At 66.6% G+C, this 19,504-nt stretch carries 17 protein-coding genes; 8 read left to right on the forward strand and 9 right to left on the reverse strand.

Annotation, left to right across the window (positions count from 1 at the left end):
• Positions 1-26 precede the first annotated feature (26 nt).
• Positions 27-1,160 carry an ABC transporter ATP-binding protein gene (locus tag ASE48_RS02060; RefSeq protein ID WP_057165324.1) on the reverse strand — a complete coding sequence of 378 codons (1,134 nt, stop codon included), beginning with the start codon at positions 1,158-1,160 and terminating at the stop codon, positions 27-29.
• Positions 1,161-1,451: 291 nt separating this feature from the next.
• On the opposite strand from ASE48_RS02060, the gene ASE48_RS02065 reads away from it, so the two are divergent.
• Positions 1,452-2,870 (forward strand): purine-cytosine permease family protein, encoded by a 1,419-nt coding sequence (locus ASE48_RS02065; protein WP_057165325.1) that lies wholly within the window; start codon positions 1,452-1,454, stop codon positions 2,868-2,870.
• Here ASE48_RS02065 and ASE48_RS02070 read toward each other — a convergent pair.
• From ASE48_RS02070 to ASE48_RS02080, 3 genes are read right to left on the reverse strand one after another with little or no spacing between them, the layout of a single operon-like run.
• Positions 2,842-3,966: an epoxide hydrolase family protein gene (locus ASE48_RS02070; RefSeq protein WP_057165582.1), complete on the reverse strand. Its 1,125-nt coding sequence runs from the start codon at positions 3,964-3,966 to the stop codon at positions 2,842-2,844. The genes ASE48_RS02065 and ASE48_RS02070 overlap by 29 nt on opposite strands.
• A gap of 37 nt (positions 3,967-4,003) precedes the next feature.
• Positions 4,004-5,488 carry an adenylate/guanylate cyclase domain-containing protein gene (locus ASE48_RS02075; RefSeq protein WP_057165326.1) on the reverse strand — a complete coding sequence of 495 codons (1,485 nt, stop codon included), beginning with the start codon at positions 5,486-5,488 and terminating at the stop codon, positions 4,004-4,006.
• Positions 5,475-6,113 carry a hypothetical protein gene (locus ASE48_RS02080; RefSeq protein ID WP_057165327.1) on the reverse strand — a complete coding sequence of 213 codons (639 nt, stop codon included), beginning with the start codon at positions 6,111-6,113 and terminating at the stop codon, positions 5,475-5,477. The genes ASE48_RS02075 and ASE48_RS02080 overlap by 14 nt, the downstream gene beginning before the upstream one ends.
• Before the next feature lie 82 nt (positions 6,114-6,195).
• On the opposite strand from ASE48_RS02080, the gene ASE48_RS02085 reads away from it, so the two are divergent.
• Both ASE48_RS02085 and ASE48_RS02090 read left to right on the forward strand, forming a co-directional pair.
• The gene (locus ASE48_RS02085; RefSeq protein ID WP_057165328.1) at positions 6,196-7,647 is read left to right on the forward strand and encodes an LLM class flavin-dependent oxidoreductase; all 1,452 of its coding nucleotides are present in this window, start codon (positions 6,196-6,198) and stop codon (positions 7,645-7,647) included.
• Between the two features lie 19 nt (positions 7,648-7,666).
• Positions 7,667-8,116 (forward strand): GNAT family N-acetyltransferase, encoded by a 450-nt coding sequence (locus ASE48_RS02090; RefSeq protein WP_057165329.1) that lies wholly within the window; start codon positions 7,667-7,669, stop codon positions 8,114-8,116.
• Between the two features lie 92 nt (positions 8,117-8,208).
• Here ASE48_RS02090 and ASE48_RS02095 read toward each other — a convergent pair whose 3' ends face one another.
• The 3 genes from ASE48_RS02095 to ASE48_RS02105 all read right to left on the reverse strand — a co-directional run bounded on the left by ASE48_RS02095 (position 8,209) and on the right by ASE48_RS02105 (position 10,747).
• Positions 8,209-9,525, reverse strand: a complete 1,317-nt coding sequence (locus ASE48_RS02095; RefSeq protein ID WP_082613934.1) for an alkaline phosphatase — start codon at positions 9,523-9,525, stop codon at positions 8,209-8,211.
• A gap of 66 nt (positions 9,526-9,591) precedes the next feature.
• On the reverse strand, positions 9,592-10,017 hold the full coding sequence (locus tag ASE48_RS02100) for a tautomerase family protein (protein WP_057165330.1): 426 nt from the start codon (positions 10,015-10,017) through the stop codon (positions 9,592-9,594).
• A 28-nt stretch (positions 10,018-10,045) separates the two neighbouring features.
• Positions 10,046-10,747 carry an SDR family oxidoreductase gene (locus ASE48_RS02105; RefSeq protein WP_057165331.1) on the reverse strand — a complete coding sequence of 234 codons (702 nt, stop codon included), beginning with the start codon at positions 10,745-10,747 and terminating at the stop codon, positions 10,046-10,048.
• Between the two features lie 94 nt (positions 10,748-10,841).
• Between ASE48_RS02105 and ASE48_RS02110 the strand changes: the two genes are divergently transcribed.
• Positions 10,842-11,309, forward strand: a complete 468-nt coding sequence (locus ASE48_RS02110) for a winged helix-turn-helix transcriptional regulator (RefSeq protein WP_057165584.1) — start codon at positions 10,842-10,844, stop codon at positions 11,307-11,309.
• A 28-nt stretch (positions 11,310-11,337) separates the two neighbouring features.
• Positions 11,338-12,921 (forward strand): hypothetical protein, encoded by a 1,584-nt coding sequence (locus ASE48_RS02115; RefSeq protein ID WP_057165332.1) that lies wholly within the window; start codon positions 11,338-11,340, stop codon positions 12,919-12,921.
• A gap of 8 nt (positions 12,922-12,929) precedes the next feature.
• On the opposite strand, the gene ASE48_RS02120 is transcribed toward ASE48_RS02115, so the two are convergent.
• A complete protein-coding gene (locus ASE48_RS02120; protein WP_327049637.1) occupies positions 12,930-14,669 on the reverse strand; it encodes a GAF domain-containing sensor histidine kinase in 1,740 nt (579 codons plus the stop codon).
• A gap of 54 nt (positions 14,670-14,723) precedes the next feature.
• Between ASE48_RS02120 and ASE48_RS02125 the strand changes: the two genes are divergently transcribed.
• Positions 14,724-15,608, forward strand: coding sequence for a universal stress protein (locus tag ASE48_RS02125; RefSeq protein WP_057165585.1), 885 nt, complete (start codon positions 14,724-14,726; stop codon positions 15,606-15,608).
• Here the strand turns inward: ASE48_RS02125 and ASE48_RS02130 are convergent.
• Complete coding sequence (locus ASE48_RS02130) at positions 15,605-16,858, reverse strand: MFS transporter (RefSeq protein WP_235570611.1); 1,254 nt, start codon at positions 16,856-16,858, stop codon at positions 15,605-15,607. The two genes, ASE48_RS02125 and ASE48_RS02130, sit on opposite strands and share 4 nt — an antisense overlap.
• A gap of 119 nt (positions 16,859-16,977) precedes the next feature.
• Here ASE48_RS02130 and ASE48_RS02135 point away from each other — a divergent pair, with 119 nt between their 5' ends.
• Positions 16,978-18,054: an NAD(P)H-dependent amine dehydrogenase family protein gene (locus ASE48_RS02135; protein WP_057165335.1), complete on the forward strand. Its 1,077-nt coding sequence runs from the start codon at positions 16,978-16,980 to the stop codon at positions 18,052-18,054.
• Positions 18,055-18,235: 181 nt separating this feature from the next.
• Positions 18,236-19,504, forward strand: a complete 1,269-nt coding sequence (locus tag ASE48_RS02140; protein ID WP_057165336.1) for a cytochrome P450 — start codon at positions 18,236-18,238, stop codon at positions 19,502-19,504.

Here is a 19,504-nt window from a genome sequence, read left to right on the forward strand (position 1 = left end):
GAGGGAGGGGAGCGAACGCGAGGAGATCAGGATTCGTCGAGCATCTCTTCGAGATCTTCGGTGGTGGGGATGTCCGCGGCAGGCAGGACCAGGGAGGCCTCCGGGGACCAGCTGGCATAGACCTCGTCACCCGGGCGCAGCAGCGGCAGGCTCTGTTCGGGGCCGACATGCGCGACCACGGTCGAGTCGTCGGCCGCCGCGAGCGACAGCCGCACCACCGGACCCTGGAAGGTGAGGTCCCGCACGGTCGTGCGGACCACCGCGAGATCACCGGTGGGCTGCTCGGTGGAGACCTGGACGCGTTCGGGCCGGATCATCAGCGTGGCCTGCCCACCGGATTCGATGGCGGTGTCGCCGGGCCGCGATTTCAGGGTGGTGCCGAGCACCTCGATCTCGACGAAGTCGCGGTTGGCCCGGCCGGTCTGCTTACCGGCCCACAAGTTGGCCTGCCCGATGAACCCCGCGACGAAGACCGAGGCGGGACGATCATAGATATCGGCCGGGCTACCGATCTGCTCCACGTTGCCGGCGTTCATGACCGCGATGCGGTCACTCATCGTCAGCGCCTCCTCCTGGTCGTGGGTGACGTAGATGAAGGTGATGCCGATCTCGCGCTGGATGCGTTTCAGCTCGAACTGCATCGCGTGCCGCAATTTGAGGTCCAGCGCGCCGAGCGGTTCGTCGAGCAGCAGTGCGCTGGGGTAATTGACGAGGGCGCGGGCCAGGGCGACGCGCTGCTGCTGACCGCCGGACAGCTGGGCGGGTTTGCGTTTGGCGAAGTCGGTCAGCCGGACGATCTCGATGATCTCGTCGACGCGCCGTTTGACCTCCCCTTTGCCTTTCGTCTTGTCGATCTTCATGCTGCGCGGGCCGTAGGCGATGTTGTCCCACACCGTCATGTGCGGGAACAGTGCGTAGTGCTGGAAGACGGTGTTGACGTTGCGCTTGTGCGGCGGCACCCGCGACACGTCGACGCCCTGCAGGCGGATCGCACCGGCGGTCGGCGTCTCGAACCCGGCAATCATCCGCAGGGTGGTTGTCTTACCGCAGCCCGATGGCCCCAGCATGGAGAAGAACTCTCCCGCGGCGATCGTGAAATCGGCATCGGCCACGGCGACGTAGTCGTCGAAGCGTTTGACCACATGGTCGATCTCGATCACGGGCTCGCCCTTGCGCAGGGTCGTCCCGTCCTCGCCGACGATCTGGTCAGTGGCGGTGGCGTGTGTACCGGTCAGGGCGGAGCCTCCTCGAGCATTGCGGTGGTCGTGATCAACAATTGCCGATCACCACCACCTTCGCAAGCGATTCCGCAACGAATTTACATTCCGACAATGGAATCCATAGCTTGTTCGCGGCATCTGAGACAGAATCCGCTGCGCCGATGTGTTGACAGGCACGGCCATCGGAGGTGGGGGCCCGGACGGACCGGGGTGGCGTGATCGAATACTCGCATGACCGGCGGCGCAGCAAGTGGCTCTCAAGCATCGAATCGAACGATTGATTCGCCGTCGTTCAGCGGCAGATCCCCGGCCGGGGCCGGTGATCTCTCGGTCGAGACCCATGGCATAGCGCCCGTCGCGGCGGACCGCCGCTACGGCACGCCCGCACGACTGTTCACCGTGTGGTTCGCACCCCAGGTCAACATGACCGGCGTCTTCACCGGCACCCTGGCCATCCTGCTGGGCCTCGGCTTCTGGCTGGGACTGCTGGCCATGGTCATCGGCACCGTGCTGGGCGGACTGGTGGTGGCCTATCTGTCCACCTGGGGACCGCGCACCGGCACCGCGCAGCTGCCGTCGGCGCGCCTGGCCTTCGGCCCGGGTGTGGCCCTACCGGCCGCACTGCAGTGGCTGTCCTCCATCGCGTGGGACGCGCTGGTCGGCCTGTTCGGCGGACAGGCACTGGCCCTGCTGCTCGGCATCCCGTTCTGGGTGGCCGTGCTGATCGTGCTCGCCGTGCAGGGCGCCGTCGGGTTCGTCGGCTACGAACTCATCCACCGGCTGCAGGCCGTCCTGACGGTGGTGCTGTTCGCCACCTTCGTGGTGTTCGCGGTCAAACTCGTCGAAGGCCACGATGTCGTGACCCCGGCAGCGCTGACCGGTGCCGATCTCATCGGCGCGTTCGTGCTCGAGGTGACGATCGCGCTCAGCCTGACGATCTCCTGGGCCAGCTACGCCGCGGACTTCAGCCGCTACCTGCCGGTCGACTCACCGAAGGCGAAGGTGTTCGGCTACACGTTCGGCGGAATGGTACTGGCGTACATCTTCGTCCAGGGCATCGGGATCGCCGCGGCCGATGTCATCGGCGCCCACACCGCCGAGGGGGTGCGCGATGTGATGGGCGGCGGCGCGTTGGGCGCGATCGCGCTGCTGATCATCGCCCTGGCCTCGGTGGGCTCCGGTGTCATGAACGACTACAGCGGTTCACTGGCACTGCAGACTCTCGGCGTACGGGTACGCCGACCGGTGTCCGCGGTCGTGGTGACCGTCCTTGCCTTCTTCCTCATCCTGTGGCTCGAGGGCGCCGACACCTCGACGAAATTCCTCGACGTCCTGCTGCTCATCGGGTACTGGATTCCGGCCTTCGTGGCCATCATCGGTATCGACTGGGCGCTGCGTACCCGCGGCGCAGGCCCTGCTGTCGATGTGGCCTCGGCGTTCACCGAACGCCGGCACGCCATCGCCGCGCTCGCGGTCTTCGTGGTCTCCTATGCCGCGGCGATGCCGTTCATGAACACCACGCTGATCAAGGGGCCGGTGGCGGTTGCCTGGCACGGCGCGGATATCGCGTACTTCGTCAATTTCGTTGTGGCCGCGCTGCTTTACGGCGGTTACCGGTGGCTCACCGCACCGTCGCGAAAAATGCCCTGACATCTTCGACGAGCAGCTCCGGTTGTTCGAAGGCGGCGAAATGCCCGCCGCGCGGCATCGTGGTCCATCGGGTGATGTTGTAGTGCGGCTCGCACCAGGGACGCGGCGAGCGCAGGATCTCCTTGGGGAATTCGGCGACACCGGTGGGCAGCAGCACCGGTTCGCGCTTGCCGAAGGCGCTGAAACTCTCCCAGTACAGCCGTGCCGATGACGCGCCGGTGCCGGTCAGCCAGTACAGCATCACGTTGTCGAGGAGTTCGTCGCGGCTGAACACGTTCTCCGGGTGCCCGTCGCAGTCACTCCAGGACCAGAATTTCTCCACGATCCAGGCCATCTGGGCCACTGGCGAATCGACCAGACCGTAACCCAGTGTCTGCGGCCGGGTGGACTGCTGCTTGGAGTAGCCCGCTTCCCATGTGCGGTAGTGCTTCATCGCCGCGAAAGCCCGCTGATCGTCCTCGGTCGGGCTCTGCAGGCTCTCGGCAGCGGGTTGCCCGATCGGCATGTTGGTGTGAATCGCGCAGCAGCCGCGACCATTTCGCCCAATCTGCGTGGTCACGGCCGCACCCCAGTCCCCGCCCTGGGCTCCGTATCGCCGATAACCCAGTCGGCCCATCAGGGTGTCCCAGGCCGACGCGATGCGCTCGACACCCCATCCGGTGGTGGCGGGCTTACCGGAGAAGCCGTAGCCGGGCAGTGACGGGCACACGACATGGAACGCATCCTCGGCGCGCCCGCCGTGCGCGGTGGGATCGGTCAGTGGCGCGATGATCTTCTGGAACTCGACGATCGATCCCGGCCAGCCGTGGGTGATGACCAACGGGAACGCGTCCTCGTGCGGGGAACGCTGGTGGATGAAATGGATGTCCAGGTCGTCGATGGCGGTGATGAACTGCGGGAAGCGATTCAGTTCGGACTCCCGCGCCCGCCAGTCGTATCCGTCGGCCCAGTAGCCGGCGAGCTCCTGGGCGTAAGCCAGCGGCATGCCCTGGCTCCAGTCGTCGACGCATTCGGCCTCGGGCCAGCGGGTGTTCGCCAGCCGGCGCTTCAGGTCGTCCAGCTGATCGTCGGTCACCGCGATGCGGAAGGGCGCAATGTCGCTCATTGGTTGACGATTCGCTCGCAAGCTTCGCTCATGGCGACCATCGTGGCACGTGCACATCCGTCGGTTCGGAACGCCCGCGCAATGTCACCTCTCCGTGGCTGTCCCAATGCCCGACTTCGTCACCGGCCCGCTGCACGGCGGCACCGGAACAGGCGATCCGCCCCGTCAGTGTCTTGGCGAAATCGGCCAGCCGCGCAGCTTCATTGACGGGATCTCCGATGACGGTGTACTCATAGCGGTTCTCCGCGCCGATATTGCCCGCGAACGCAGGTCCGGCCGACACCCCGATGCCGTAATCCAGTTCCTGACGCCCGAGGGCGGCCCCCAGCGTCCGGGCCGCAGCCAGCGCGGACGCGGCCGCCGTCTCCGAGGCGATCGGTGCGCCGAACACGGCCAGCGCGGCGTCGCCCTGGAACTTGTTGATCAGCCCGTGGTGTGCGTCGACGGCCGCCACCACGATCCGGAAGAAGTCGTTGAAGACATCGGCCACCTCGGCCGGTGTGCGGGTCATCGCCAGTGCGGTGGAGCCGGTCACGTCGACGAACAGCACGGCCACCTCGCGCACCTCGCCGGACAGCACGTCCTCGGCCACGGCTCCCGTGCGGATCGCCAGGCTGGCCACGTCCGGGCCGACGTGGCGGCCGAACAGGTCGCGCAGCCGGTCGCGTTCTTGCAGTCCCGCCACCATCCGGTTGAATCCGTTCTGCAGCCGGCCGATCTCGGACTGCTCGTACACATCGACCTGCTTGCCGATGCGGCCCTGTTCGACGTCGGCCATGGCGTCGATGATCTCCCGCAGGGGATCGGAGATGGAGATCGAGACCAGCATCAGGGTGCGCAACCCGAGAAACACCGAGACCAACGAGAGCAGCACCACCGGAACGTCCACCGAAGCCGATTCCGGGATCAGCCACCCGTTGGCCCGGCACACGATCATGACGACGATCGTGATGCTGGGCAACGCGGTGGTGAGTGTCCACATCAGGATGAGCCGGGCCTGCACTCCCGGTGCGGTGACGCGGCCCTCGAAATCCCTTGACGCCGCGGCCACCACGGGCCGAGTCACCCGCTGGGTGAACAGCAGGCTGCTGCTGGCGGTGGCGATGCCGGCGAACAGCACCGACGCCACGATCAGCAGGACCGGCACCCATCCGGTGACATCGCCGATGACGATGAAGATCGCGCCACTGAGCAGCCAGATCGACACCAGCAGCACCGACTGTCCCCGGACCATGTTGATCGCCGCGCGACGCTGCCGGACGTCCGGTTCGGCCCCGGCGTCGAACCAGCGCAGCGACGGCGCGATGATGCGGTAGCCACCGACCGCCGCGAGCACGGTGCCCACCAGCACCACGATCAGCAACGCCACCGGGTCGGCCTCGGGGACCAACGACTGTGCACCGCTGGGACTCTGGCGGCCGAGGGAGATCAGGACGGTGACGACCTCGGCGGAGGTCAGCAAATGCGCGAAGACCAGACCGGCGGTGAAGCGGACCGCTCTATTGAGGGACATCGGTGTACACCGCGGTGAATCCCTCGGCCGAGAAGGTGAACCCCTTGCCGCTCGATTCGCTACCGCAGGACACCCCGGTGGCTTCCTGGACGTTGCACCGGAATCCGGCGACCTGCAGCACCTTGCCGAACGGCAGCGTGACGATCGGCGCCCCGGTTCCGGTTCCCGTGTCAGTGTCGGTCACTGTCTCGACGAACCGGACATCGGAGCCGCGATCGATGGTGATGGTGTTCGGCGCGGTGGGTTCGCCGTCGGCGCCGGGTACCGCTGTCGGCGCGCCGGTGATGCCCAGCGTCGACGAGGTGGCCGGTCGGCAGCCCGCCGAGGCGTGCGGGACGATCTCGCATTGCCAGCGACCACTGGGGGTGACGAAGCGATACACCTTGGCCTCGCCGGAGACGTCGTAGAACTCCGAGGCGTCGGCCAGGGTCCGGTTCGAGGTGTGTTCCGGCAGTCCCGGTGCTGGTGCGGGAGTTTCGACCGGGGTCCACGGTTCGCCGGTGTTGACGATGGTGGGGGAGCCACAGCCGGCAAGTGCGGCCGTCACGAAAGCCGCACCCAGCGCCATCCGCGCGGCGGCATGGACCCGACCAGGGTTCTCGTCGTCGTTGCCGGTGTGGGTCACCGCCTCAGGGTAAGGCCCCGGCAATCGGATCCGGCTGAATGCAACCGGTGACGTGTCCCGGTGGGCAGCGAAAGCTGGCGGGGTGACCCGAGTGATTCGCTTCAACGCCTTCGACATGAACTGCGTCGCCCATCAGTCCCCGGGACTGTGGAAGCACCCCGACGATCAGTCGTGGCGGTACAAGGACCTCGAATACTGGACCGAGCTGGCCAAGCTGCTCGAGCGCGGCCGGTTCGACGGCCTGTTCATCGCCGACGTGCTCGGCACGTACGACGTCTACGGCGCCAGCGACGAGGCCGCGATCCGGCAGGCGGCCCAGATCCCGGTCAACGATCCGCTGCTGCTGGTCTCGGCCATGGCCCTGGTCACCGAGAACCTCGGATTCGGCATCACCACCGGCACCGGGTTCGAGCATCCCTACCCCTTCGCCCGGCGCATCTCCACCCTCGACCATCTCACCAAGGGCCGCGTCGGCTGGAACGTCGTGACCGGGTATCTGCCCGCCGCGGCGCGCAACATGGGCCAGACCGATCAGCCCGCGCACGACACCCGCTACGACCACGCCGACGAGTACCTCGAGGTGCTCTACAAACTGTGGGAAGGCTCCTGGGAGGACGATGCCGTCATCCGCGACAAGGAGCGCGGGGTCTTCACCGATCCGGACAAGGTCCACCACATCGGCCACCAGGGCACCCATTTCAGCGTTCCCGGCGTGCACCTGTCCGAGCCGTCGCCGCAACGCACCCCGGTCATCTTCCAGGCCGGATCGTCACCGCGCGGGGTCCGCTTCGCCGCCGAGAATGCCGAAGCCATCTTCACGGCGGCACCGACGAAGGCGATTCTGCGCGAGACCGTGACCACGATCCGCCGCGAGCTCGAGATCGCCGGCCGCGATCCGTACGCGGTGAAGATCTTCAACCTGTCGACGGTGGTCACCGCCGCCACCGAGGAGGAGGCGCACGCCAAGCACGCCGAGTACCTGTCCTTCGGCGACCCGGAGGGCGCCTTGACGTTCATGTCCGGCTGGATGGGTGTGGACCTGGCCCGGTACGGGTTCGACGAGCCGGTGGGCAATGTCGACTCCAATGCCATCCTGTCGGCGGTGGCGGCGTTCCAGTCCGCGGATCCCGACGGCGGGGAGTGGCAGATCAAGGACATCGCGGAGTGGGGCAAGATCGGCGGGCTCGGACCCCGCTTCGTCGGATCCGGCGCGCAGGTGGCAGATTCGTTGCAGGAGTGGGTCGAGGAGACCGACGTCGACGGGTTCAACTTCGCCTACGCGGTGACCCCGGGATCGTTCTCCGACATCGTCGACCACGTGATTCCCGAACTCACCGCGCGCGGTGCCTATCAGGATGTCTACGCGCCGGGCACGTTGCGCAACAAGCTGCTCGGCAAGGGTGATCGACTGCCCGACGAGCATCGCGGCGCCAGCTACCGGGTGGGCGGGGTGAACTCGACGATCATCGACCGGCCGTCCACGCTGCCGTCGTCCTCGGCATCGCTGGCCTCGCAACCGACTCGGGGACGCTAGCCGCGGTTAGGCTCGGCGGGTGAAGATTCGCCGGGCCACCGATGCCGACCGGCCCGCCGTGCAGCGGCTCGTCGACGTGTCGTTCACGCCGTATATCGAGCGGATCGGGCGACCGCCGGGCCCGATGACGGCCGATTACGGCCGCGCACTGGCAGATTCGCGGGTCTGGGTCATCGACGGAGACGGCGGCCTGGACGCCGTGTTGGTACTCGAAGAGCACACCGACCACCTGCTGGTCGATGTCATCGCCGTCGACCCCGCGGCGCAGGGCCGCGGGGTCGGTACGGTGCTCCTCGATCGGGCCGAGGCCGACGCCCGCGAGCTCGGTCTGACCGAGCTGCGCCTCTACACCAACGAAGCCATGACGGAGAATCTGCTCTACTACCCGCGTCGCGGGTTCGAGGAGACCGGCCGTCGCACCGAGGACGGCTTCCGGCGGGTGTACTACCGCAAGGCTGTGGTGATCTAGGGCTGCGCCCGCGAGATTGCGGTTATCGCGCCTGCTACTCGAAAAACCTTACAAAAACGGCAATCTCGCGGCCTGAGGGTCAAGCGCCGTGGTCAATTGCCGAACAACTCCGTCACGACGTCGTAGACGTGCGTGTTGTGGTGCACGCCGGTGAACCGCTCCGCGAGCGGGCCTGCGGCGGTCACCGGCACCATCGTCCCGGTGTGCTCCGCAGTCGTCCAGTCCACCTTGAACTGACGGTCGGTGCCCTTGATGGTGAACGGACCGCTGCGCTTGGGCACGCCGCCGCCCGGTAACGGCATGTTCTCCGGCGTTTCGGACCAATAGGGCACCGGGTCGTCGGCGATCTGGTCACTGTTGGGTTCTGGCTCACCGTCATCGAGCACGTTCTCGATGGCCATGCCGCCGGTCTCGTGGTCGGCGGTGACGATCAGCAGAACATCGGGATGCTCCTTCTGGTACTCGGTGATCACCTCGACCATTGCGTTCATGGATTCGCCGGCCAGCATCATGTTCTGGGCGTCGTGCTCGTGGCCGTCGGAATCCAGGTCGTCACTCTCGATGACGAGGAAGAAGCCCTTGTCGTTCTGCCCCAGGATGTCCAGCGCCTTGGCGACCAGCTTCTCCGGCGCCACGTAGTACGGGTCGTCCCGGTAGTCATAGCCTTCGATCTCGGTGGCGCGCCGCTTGGCGCTGTCCTGTACCAGGGCCAGCGCCTTGGGCCCGGCCAGTGCGTCGAAGGTGTCACGGTCGTAGGCGTAGCCGTAGCCGAGTTCCTCGGCGCGCTGCACCAGATTCGACGCGCCTTCGCTGGCATCGTCTTCACCCGCATCGGGAATCCTGCCGGCGTCTCCCGCGGGATACCAGTATTTTTCGCCCCCACCGAACAGCACGTCGACACCGCGGTCGAGATAGCCCTCGGCGATCTCGACCTTGAGGTCCCGGTCGGGAACCGGTGCGCCGAACGCCGCGAGGGTGGCGTTGGTGACGTCATGGTCGTCCACCAGACCCGTCGACATACCGCGTTCTCTGGCCAGGTCGAGCAGGTTCGGCACCGACTCCCCGTCCGGGCCCAGACCCGTGGTGCCGTTGGGAACCTTCTTACCGATTGCCCACGCGGTGGCACCTGCGGCCGAATCGGTGACCGCGTACTCGGGATCGCCCGGGACCGTGTCCAGCATGCCCGCGAAGGGCAGCGCGTCCATCGGCTGACGCTCGTCGAGCCCGTAGGAGTGGTACTGGATCGCGGTGCGCTGCTGTGAACCCATCCCGTCGCCACTGAGGATGATGACGCTGGGATTCTCGGGCAGCGCATCGGATTCGGAGGCGGAGTCACTGCAGGCGCTCAGGGTGAGGACGCCGACGGCGACCAGCGAGAGCAGTGGGACGACACGATGGGTGGCGGGCATGCGAGGACCCTGGCAGCGATGCAATGCCGCCACCACACCGCAGAATGAACGCTGGGCGAACAGTTCTCAGTACACGGATGCGGCGTTGGACCGGACCCATTCGCGTTCGGCCTCCGAACCCGCCGGTGGCGGGATGAGCCCGTTGATCATCCACAGTTCCTCGCTGGTCTCATCGACGTGGAACTCCCAGTGCAATCCCTCGTGCCGGTCGAGGTAGGGCTCCAGGATCGACTTGATCCAGCGACTGGTGCGCTGCCTGCCCGCGGAATCCACGCTGCTGCGGGCGATGTGTTCAATGACGACGCGCACCCCGACCGGCGTCGGCTCGCCGCCGACGTACAGGTTCGAGGGTGTCGTCTCGCTGAAGACGACGACCACGTAGAAGCGCGGCAGCCCGATCTTCTCGTAGTGATCGGTGATGCGCGACGCGAGTTCGCGCTTCTCGGTATCGGCGAAGATGCCCGGGGTGTGGTGAATGGTCCAAAGCGGCATGAGTTTCAGCTTTCCTGAGGTACCCCGGTCAGTGCGCCAGGTCGAAGACGAGGTCCTCGACGGGCCCGGACAGTTTGGCCTTCACCGCGGCGGTCACCTCGTCGACCAGGACCTCGTGGGCGCCGGCCTCCAGGGCGTCGATCACGGTGGCGGCGACGTCGGCCGGAGCGGTCTTGGGCAGGCCGACCTCGGACACCATCTCGGTGTCGATGAACCCGACGTGTACGCCGAGCACCTGGGTGCCCTGGGCGCTCAACTCGGCGCGCAGCGAGTTGGTCAGCGACCAGATGGCGGCCTTGGAGGCACCGTAGGCGCCGCTGCCACCCAGCCAGGACAGCACCGAATGCACGTTCACCAGCGCACCGCCGCCGTTGGCGGCCAGTATCGGCGCCAGCGCCCGGGTGACCCGCAGCGGACCGAGGGTGTTGATGTCGAACGTCGTGGTGATGTCGTCGAAATCTCCGGTCAGCAGTGCGCCCGGCAGCAGGATCCCGGCGTTGTTGATGACGATGTCGACATCGGTGGCGATCGCGGCCAGCTCGCTGACCGACTGCGCGTTCCGCACCTCGAGGGGGAGGCTGACCACTCCGGTGCGACCATCCGAATACTGCTCGCGGGCAGTCGAATACACCTTCGCCGCACCGCGGGAGAGTACCTCGTCGACCAGCGCCGAGCCGAGACCGCGACGGCCCCCGGTCACCAATACCGTTTTTCCATTTACTGCCACCATGGCCGTTCCTCCCGGCTGAATAACGTTTACGTTAGTGAGATACAAGCACGACTAGCTGACTAACGCAAGCATTAGTTACACTGGAGTGATGGCGATGACATTCGAGCGGCGGCTCCAGGACCGTGAGTCCTGGACCGTCGGTGAACGCTGTTCGGCGGCCAAGGTGCTGGATTTGCTCAGCACCAAGACGGCGTTTCTCGCTGTCCGTGAATGCTTTTATGGCACAAGGCGTTTCGAAGCCTTTGTGGATCGGATAGGCAGCTCCGCACCCGCCGTGTCACGCGCACTGAAGCAGCTGGAGGCCGCCGGCGTGGTCCAGCGGGCGCCCTACCGCGAACCCGGCAGCCGGGTGCGCGACGAATATCACCTCACCCCGGCGGGGGAGGACCTGCTGCCGGTCTTCCTGTCGCTGATGCAGTGGGGTGACGCGCACCTGCAGGACGGCAAGCCGCCGCTGTCCTTTCTCGATCAGCGGGGACGGCCGGTCCGGGTACGGGTCACGGCCGACACCGAAAGCCCCGCGGTGCACTCGGGTGACCTCGAGATCCGCTACAACAGGTGACGAGGTGGGGCGCGGTTAAACTGCGCACGTGACGCAGGTGACCGATAGGGACGATCCTGCGCTGAAGCCGTTCTCGGTGTTCGCACTGCTCTACACCATTGCCATCGTCATGGAACTCGGCGAGCAGTGGATCGATCCGTGGTTCACCGGCGGCTTCATCCTGGTCGCCGGCGCCGCCATCGCCACCGGGATCACCCGGCTCAAATTCCTGGTGTTACTGGTGGCCTCGACGACCTACTTTCTGCTCTTCCGATTCCCGGATGTCGCCAACCACGTCAACCTGGTGCTGTGCCTGAACCTGGCGATGATCCTGGTGCTCGCGCACTCACTGATTCGGCGCCGGCAGGCACCCGATCACGACTACACCGCGATGCTCCCCGTGCTGCGGGTCGGTTTGATCCTGGTCTACGTCATCGCCGGCTTCGACAAGCTCAACTCCGACTTCTTCGACCCCGCTGCCTCGTGCGCGGCAGGGATGCTGCAATCGATCATCGACGCCTTGCAGACCCGCTTCCTGGGAATGCCGCTGGTGCTTCCGGTCGCGGTCGTGCTGGCGTATCTCGGATTTCGGTTGCTGCGACGAGGGAGATTCGGCACCGCGGGCAACCGGGTGTTCACCGCGGTGGTGGTCGGTCTCGCCGCCGCGGGTCTCGCGGCCGTACTGCTGGTGCTCTTCGCGCCGCGGCACGGCGCATTGGCGCCCGCGATCGGTGTCATCGCGGCGGTATCGGTGATCGGGTGGGAGCTCGGTGGCGGTCTGCTGCTGTCCGTCCCGCGGTTGCAGGCGGCCATCCTGGCGTTCTCGCTGACCATGCACGCCGCCCTCGCGTTGATCGGGTTCGTCGACTTCGGAGCGCTGGCCGTCGCCCTGCTGTTCACCTTCGTGCCCGCGAGCCACCTACAGCTGCTGACCGTCGCCCGGGGGACGGCTGCCCCACGGGTACGGGCCTACACCGGGATCTGCTTCGGGATCGCGCTGGTGTGTGGGTGGAGCGCTCACGTCCACCGGATACCGGAGCTGACGCTGCTCACCGGACTGGCCTTCGACGCCGCCGTCGGCATCGCGATCTGGCCGCTGCTGGCGGCGGTGTTCTCGACAGATCGCGGCCCCCGCTGGGAGGGCGTGCGTGTCCTGGACAGGCGGATGCCTGCGCTGCTCTACGCCTTCCCGATCCTGCTGGTCTTCATCGGTCTGACGCCGTATCTGGGGCTGCGCACCGCGGGCAATTTCTCGATGTTCAGCAATCTGCGCACCGAGGGGGAGTCGTCCAACCACTTTCTGCTGGGCAGCAATCCGATCAAAATATGGGGCTACCAGGAGGACGTGGTCTGGATCCTCGATATCGATGATCGCTACGGCGACGTCATCTATCACTTCGACGGTTCCCCTCGTGGTTACGCACTGCCGGTCGTGGAGTTCCGCAAGTGGATCCACGCGTGGGGGCAGGCCGGTTACAGGGTGCCGATGACGTACGCCCATGACGGGTACCGCTACGCCACCGAGGACATCGTCACCGATCCGGCCTGGCGCACCGACGATCTCAGCCCAGCGATGTATCTGATGGACTTCCGCTACGTCCAACCGGGGCAACCCAACTACTGCCGGTGGTGACCGCCCTTTCAGGGCAACGGCACCGACCAGTGCAGCACGGTCCCACCGGAATCGGCGGTCCTGAGCTCGAACACCCCGCCGCCCTGGGTAGCCCGCCCGCGCAGGTTGGTGAGCCCACTCTCGGTGATGTTCGCGCCGATGCCGCAGCCGTTGTCGGTGACGGTGATGCCGAGCTCGTCGTCGACGGTGACCACCACCGCGAGCTCGGTGGCACCGGAATGGCGTACCGCGTTGCTCACGGCTTCACGGACCACTGCCTCGGCGTGATCGGCCAGCGCGGCCTCGACCACCGACAACGGACCGATGAACTGGATGGTGGTGCGCAGGCCGGACGCCGAGAACTGATCGACGGCCTCCTGTAAGCGCTGCCGCAGACGCACCGCACCCGGTGCGCCGCCGTGCAGGTCGAAGATCGTGGTGCGGATCTCCTGGATCACCTCCTGCAGGTCGTCGACCGATGCCGACAGACGCTGCGCCACTTCGGCAGAACCCGCCCGCGCGACGGTGCCCTGCAGCGACAGCCCGACCGCGAACAGTCGCTGGATGACGTGGTCGTGCAGGTCGCGGGCGATCCGGTCGCGGTCGGTGAGGACGTCGAGTTCGCGCATCTTCCGCTGGGTGATGGCCAACTGCCAGGCCAGCACGGCCTGATCGGCGAACGACGCCGTCATCTGCAGGTGTTCGACGGTGAACGGTCGAGTAGCGGCCCGGCGCAGGATGACGAGCACACCGGCCACCGAATCCGTGGCGCGCAACGGCACCACGAGCGCCGGCCCGGGTTCTCCGAAGCCGCTCGAGACATCGAAGACCTCGCAGCGACGAGGCCGCCCGTCCCGTAGGGCCGCGCCGAGAACGGTCCCCGCGACCGCGATGGGCGCCATCGCGTCGGCGGCGACGGGGGAGTCGCCCGCGATCTCGGTGACGACCACGTCACCGTCGGTCGTGACATCGGTGTCGTCGGCAGGGACCGCGACGAAGGCGATCTGCGCACCGGTGAGGGTGAGCGCCTTGTGGGCGATCAGCTGGTACACCCGGCCCGGATCGGTGCCCGCCAGCAGTTCGGTGGCGATATCCCGGGTGGCTTCGATCCACGACTGACGGGCCCGCGACTGCTCGTAGAGACGCGCATTGTCTATCGCGATACCGGCTGCCGCCGCCAGCGCCTGGGCCAGCACCTCGTCGTCCTCGCTGAACGGCTGCCCGGTGTTCTTCTCCGTCAGATACAGGTTGCCGTAGACCTCGTCACGAATGCGGACCGGAACTCCGAGAAAGGTCCGCATCGGCGGATGGTTGGGCGGAAACCCCACCGAAGCCGGGTGGTCGGTGATGTTGTCCAGCCGGATGGGTCTCGGTTCGTCGATCAGCAGTCCGAGCACACCGCGTCCCTGCGGCAACGGACCGATCTCCGCCCGGGTGTCCGCGTCGATGCCCTCGTAGACGAACTCGACGAGTTCATGGCCGTCTTCTTCGCGTCCGCGCACGCCGAGCGCACCGTATCGGGCGTCCATCAGTTCGATCGCGGTGTGCACGATGGTGCGCAGGGTGATCTCCAGGTCGAGGCCGGACGTCACCGCCAGCATCGCCTCGACGAGCCCTTCGACGCGGTTACCGCTCTCGACGATCTCCTCGACGCGGTCCTGGACCTCGCCGAGCAGCTCACGCAGTCTCAGCTGCGACAGCGTCTCGCGTACCGGCCGGACGCCACGCTCACCGTCTGCTGCATCACCGTCGGGCACGTGGCCATTCACGTGGCCATTGTCCCACCGGCCGATGCCGGGGTGCGCATGCGGCAGGATGGGCAGATGACCGATAGTGCGCAGCCCATCGTGGTCGGAGTCGACGGTTCCACGAGCGCGGTGGGTGCGGCGACGTGGGCAGGCGGGGTGGCCGCGCGGCTGGGTGCACCCCTGCACATCGTGTACGCCACGCCCTATCTCGGACACAATTTCACCGATGCGGCGGCGGCCGTCCGGGCGGCGGCGATCACCGGGCAGCATGAGGCCGCGGCCTCCATCCTGGACGCGGCAGCCGAAGCGGTACGGCGCACCCAACCCGATCTGAGCATCACCACCAGCGCGCCGTCCGAGACCGCCGACCAAGCGCTGGAAACCCTGAGTGCTCAGGCACGGCTGATCGTGCTGGGTTCACAGGACGTATCGGCGGCCTCGGCGTTGCTGATCGGCTCGCTGACGCTGAAGACCATCAGCCGGTCCGCATGTCCGGTCATCGCCTGGCGGGGCGACATCCTCGCCCCGACAACGCAACCGATCGTCGTCGGGGTGGACGGCACCACCAGCGATGCCGCCCTCGGGCTGGCGTTCGAACTCGCCGCCGCACTGCGCGTCCCGTTGTGGGCCGTGCGTTCCTCTTCGTCCCGTCGCGCCCCCGGCGATGTCACGATCCCGTTCCTGATCGACTGGGAGGCACTGGAAGCCATGGAATGGAGTGCGCTGAGCACCACGGTCGGCCCCTGGGCACAACGCCATCCGGATGTGGACGTCAGTTTCTTCGTCGAGCCCGCCAAGCCCAGCCAGGCACTGCTGCACCACCTCGACGGCGCCCAGCTCGTCATCGTCGGGACCCGCGGTCACGGTGCACTGGCCGGTGCGCTGATCGGATCCACCAGCCTCAACCTTTTACACCACTCGCCGCTGCCGGTCGGCGTCTGCCGGCCCGCCGGGGACTAACCCGGCTGCACCTGCTCGCCGGCCTCGGCGGTCTCGGCAACGGCTGTCTGGTTGCCCAGCAGCAAGAACAAGGCACCGCCGGCGAACGCGGCAACACCGGTGAACACCAGAAAGCCGTTGAAGCTCTCGCTCACCTGCAATGTCCTGCTGAGGATGAAGGCGCCGAGCGCCGAGGAGACCCCGATGACCGCGGACAGGATGCTCAGCACGGTGCTGTACAGGGTCAGATCGAAACGCCGGGCCACCAGATAGGCGATGACATCGCCTTCGGCGCCCCATGCTGCACCCAGGCAGCAGACCGCGACGACCAGCACCGTGAAGCTGTCCCACGGGGAGGCAATGAACAGGCATCCCAGGCCGGGCAGTGCCATCGCGAGGGCCGCCACCCGTTGCGCCGGAAAGCGGTCCAGCGCAACGCCGCACACGAATCGCCCGACGATCACTGCGGTGGCGAAGATGGAGATCAGCAACGCGACCTCGCCTCCGGCGCCGAGTGAATCGCCGAGGACGACGCCGAGTTGGGTGGTGGTGACGGTGTGGTACAGGTTGCACAGCAGCACGCCGGCCAACAGAATCCAGAACACCGGGGTGCGCCCGATGAGCCGGTAGTCCTTGCCGGTCTCGCCTTCTCGCCGGGTGCGCCGGGCGTCGGGCCCGCCTGCCGGGATCAGCCACAGTGCGAGGCTGCCGATCACCGCGATCGTCACGGCGACCGCCAGGCAGCCCACCCGCCAGCCGTAGGCGCGGTTGATGACCTCGAGCACCGGCGCGCCGACCGCACCGAGCAGCGGTGGGCCGGAAATCGCGATGGCCAGCGCCAGACCGCGTGCCTTGTCGAAACAGGTTGCCACGATTCGGCTGTAGATGGCCGGGGTCGTCGTGACACCCAGACCGATCAGCACGACGTTGATCGCGAAGTACTGCCAGATGGGCCCTGACATCAACGCGTAGCCGGCCCAGCACAGGGGGAGTCCGATGACGCCGATGAAGGCGATACGACGGACGCCGAACAGGTCGGTGAGGCGACCGTAGATGGGCAGGAACACGAAGGTGAGCAAGGTGATGACACCGGTCAGCACGAAATCCGAACGATTCCAGCCGAATTCCTGCAGGAACTCCGGGGCCATGGCGGCATTGGTGTACGCGCTGAGGCTCAGTCCGGCACTCAAACCGGCCGTTGCCGCCGCCAATGGCTGCCAGTTGGTCCGAAGCTCACCGAGGTAGCTCATGCCGCTCACGTTACGTGTCACACCGAAAGTGTCAGCCCGGCGGCAGGGTGGCGACGTTCGGATAGTGCCTCGCCACTCATGCCGTCATAGGTACTGTAAGCAATTCGGTTGACATCGGGACAAGCTTCGAGGAGCCATCCATGCGCAGAGTGGTCCAGTTCTCCACCGGCAATGTCGGTCGCCACGCACTGCGGGCCCTCATCGGGCGGCCCGATATGCAACTCGTCGGGCTGCATGCGTCCGGACCGGACAAAATCGGACGCGACGCCGCCGACGTGTGCGGCCTGCCGACGCCGACCGGCGTCATCGCCACCGACGACATCGACGCACTCATCGACCTCGCACCGGATTGCGTCGTCTACACCGCGCTCGCCGAGACCCGGCCGGTGCAGGCCATCGACGAGCTGACCAGGTTTCTCGGCGCCGGGATCAACGTCGTGGGCACCTCGCTGGTCTGGATGGCGGCGCCACGTCACGCCGAGAGCTGGGTGAAGGAGCCCCTGCAGGCCGCATGCGAGGCGGGCAGTGCCTCGCTCTACATCAACGGGATCGACCCCGGCTACTCCGGAGACACCCTCGTCCACACGGCGGCGAGTCTGGCAACCCGCGTCAGTACCATCACCGTGCAGGAGATCTTTGACTATGGGAACTACGACGATGCCGAATTCACTGGTGCATCAATGGGGTTCGGCACAGCCGAATCAGACGAGCCACCCCCACTCCTGCTTCCCGGCGTGGTCGAATCGCTGTGGGGTCCGCAGGTGCGTGGGCTGGCGGCCAATCTCGGTGTGACGCTCGACGAGGTCCGGCAGCGGACCGAACGGTGGTTCACCCCGGAGCCCATCGAGTGCACCATGATGTCGGTGCGGCCCGGCCAGATGGCCGCCATCCGGTTCGCCACCGAGGGCGTGCTGGACGGACGCACCGTGATCACTCTGGAGCATGTCAACCGCCTGACCACCGCGGCCGCGCCGGAGTGGGACTTTCCACCGGACGGGCATGTGGGGGTGCACCGGGTCGTCGTCGATGGTGATCCCCGCGTGGAACTCAATACCCACCTGTCACACCCGGTCCTCGATCCCACCGATGCCGGTTGCATCTCGACGGCGGCACGCGTCGTGAACACGATCGACTGGGTGTGCGATGCGCCGGCCGGAGTGATCGCCGTCGAGGACATCCCGCAGTCCGCGCTCATGCGTGGCCTGCTCTGGAGTTGAGTCCCGCGGGCAGCCTCGCCGAAACCCGATATTTGGTCGACCCCGTGGTGCTGCGGACACGTTAGACCGCAAACCGCACGTCAGTTCGGTCGTTGACCGCACAGCGGAACAACCATTAGGGTGCTGTGCAACAAACTTTAGGTTTCATGGCTGTTGCCACCGAATCGATCAGGAGCGTGCGGTGACCGACTTCGACACAGTGGACTACTTCACCGACGAGTCGCTGGTGCCGGACCCCTACCCGTACTTCGACCATCTGCGCGCGAAGAGTCCGGTGGCACCGGCGACACCGTTCAACGTCGTGGCGATCACCGGTTACGACGAAGCGCTCGCGGTGTACAAGAACCCGGCATTCTCGTCGTGCAACTCGGTGGCCGGTCCGTTCGCCGGCCTACCGTTCGGCCCCGGCGACAGCGATGACGTCAGCGAGCTCATCGAGCAGCACCGCAATCAGGTACCGATGGCCGAACACATCACCTCGCAGGATGCGCCGCTGCACACCCGCACCCGCGGCTTGTTGAGCCGGCTGATCACACCGAAACGCCTCAAGGAGAACGAGGACTTCATGTGGCGGCTCGCCGACCGACAGCTCGACACCTTCCTCGCGCGGGGGAGTGCGGAGTTCCTGGCCGATTACGCAAAGCCGTTCTCGCTGCTGGTCATCGCTGATCTGCTGGGGGTGCCGGAGCAGGACCATGCGGAATTCAAGGCGGTCTTCGCGCTCGAGACCGTCGGCGAACTCGGCAAGGAAGCGCCGACCACGCACAACCCACTGCAGTGGCTGAACGAGAAGTTCTTCGGCTACATCGAGGATCGCCGACGAACACCCCGCGAGGATGTGCTGACCGAACTCGCGCAGGCCAAGCATGAGGACGGGTCGACACCCGATATCGAGGATGTGATGAACCTGTCGACGTTCCTGTTCGCCGCCGGCACCGAGACGACGACGAAGCTGGTGAGTTCGGCGGTACGGTTCATCGGGGACAACCCCGGTTTCGAAAAGCTGCTGCGCGACGACCGCAGCAAGATCCCGGCATTCCTGGAAGAGACACTGCGGCTGGAGAGCCCGGTGAAATCCCATTTCCGGATGGCGAGCGCGTCCACGACGGTCGGCGACGTCAACATCCCAGCGGGAACGACCGTCATGGTCTTGCCGGGAGCGTGCAATCGGGATGCCCGAAAGTTTGCCAATCCCAATGAATTCCAGACCGATCGACCCAACGTGCGTGAGCAGATCGCCTTCATCCGCGGCGCGCACTCCTGCCCCGGGGCGCCGCTGGCCCGAGCGGAGGGCCGCATCTCGCTCGAGCGGATCCTGGACCGCATGCGCGACATCACGATCTCCGAGGAGCATCACGGCCCCGCCGAGGACCGCCGCTACGGATACGAGCCCACCTTCATCATGCGCGGGCTCAGCGACCTGCACATCACCTTCACGCCGGCAGCCTGA

This window comes from Mycobacterium sp. Root265, from assembly GCF_001428895.1.
Classification (GTDB): domain Bacteria; phylum Actinomycetota; class Actinomycetes; order Mycobacteriales; family Mycobacteriaceae; genus Mycobacterium.

Bases quoted from the DNA above. Each gene is read 5' to 3' on its own strand.
- ASE48_RS02095 (WP_082613934.1), bottom strand. From the start codon at position 9,525: ATGCCCGCCACCCATCGTGTCGTCCCACTGCTCTCGCTGGTCGCCGTC.
- ASE48_RS02065 (WP_057165325.1), top strand. From the start codon at position 1,452: ATGACCGGCGGCGCAGCAAGTGGCTCTCAAGCATCGAATCGAACGATT.
- ASE48_RS02105 (WP_057165331.1), bottom strand. From the start codon at position 10,747: ATGGTGGCAGTAAATGGAAAAACGGTATTGGTGACCGGGGGCCGTCGC.
- ASE48_RS02075 (WP_057165326.1), bottom strand. From the start codon at position 5,488: ATGTCCCTCAATAGAGCGGTCCGCTTCACCGCCGGTCTGGTCTTCGCG.
- ASE48_RS02125 (WP_057165585.1), top strand. From the start codon at position 14,724: ATGACCGATAGTGCGCAGCCCATCGTGGTCGGAGTCGACGGTTCCACG.
- ASE48_RS02110 (WP_057165584.1), top strand. From the start codon at position 10,842: ATGACATTCGAGCGGCGGCTCCAGGACCGTGAGTCCTGGACCGTCGGT.
- ASE48_RS02135 (WP_057165335.1), top strand. From the start codon at position 16,978: ATGCGCAGAGTGGTCCAGTTCTCCACCGGCAATGTCGGTCGCCACGCA.
- ASE48_RS02100 (WP_057165330.1), bottom strand. From the start codon at position 10,017: ATGCCGCTTTGGACCATTCACCACACCCCGGGCATCTTCGCCGATACC.